The sequence below is a fragment of the Nonomuraea aridisoli genome, from assembly GCF_003236395.1.
Classification (GTDB): domain Bacteria; phylum Actinomycetota; class Actinomycetes; order Streptosporangiales; family Streptosporangiaceae; genus Nonomuraea; species Nonomuraea aridisoli.
This window is the reverse complement of sequence record NZ_POUD01000698.1, coordinates 1-409: the sequence shown is the minus strand read 5'-3', so window position 1 is coordinate 409 and position 409 is coordinate 1. Positions and strand designations below refer to the sequence as shown.

Annotated in this window: 1 protein-coding gene; it reads right to left on the bottom strand. The window is 45.0% G+C overall.

All coding sequences use genetic code 11. The annotated features are described in order from the left end of the window. Positions 1-60 precede the first annotated feature (60 nt). A partial coding sequence (gene ubiK, locus C1J01_RS48805) for a ubiquinone biosynthesis accessory factor UbiK (protein ID WP_438943202.1) occupies positions 61-409 on the bottom strand: 349 nt, incomplete at its 5' end.

The window sequence follows — 409 nt, the reverse complement described above, 5'->3', positions numbered from 1 at the left end:
TAGAAAGCACTGTAAATTAGAGGATTAATTCATAATTTACAGTGCATTAAAGACAAATGTTTACAGCGTTGGGGGGAGAGTCTCTGGATCTGGCTGCTTTTTAATCTCAGTACTGCGATTTTCCAGTTCGCTCATTCTTTGTTCAAGCAGCGCCAGTTTTTCACGAGTCCGTAACAGGACTTGCGTTTGGACGTCGAACTCTTCACGGCTTACAAGGTCGAGGCGCGTCAGCTGCGCTTGTAGGGTTTGGCGGATTTTTTTCTCCACATCTTCCCCGAACTCCCTGATTCCTTTAGGCATTGATTCGTGAACCTGGCGAGCGATTTGCTCAATTTTTTTCGGGTCAATCATTGTAGTTTCCCTGTACTGATAGGTGTTGAGTACCATTGTAGTGCGATAAGGGTAAGTC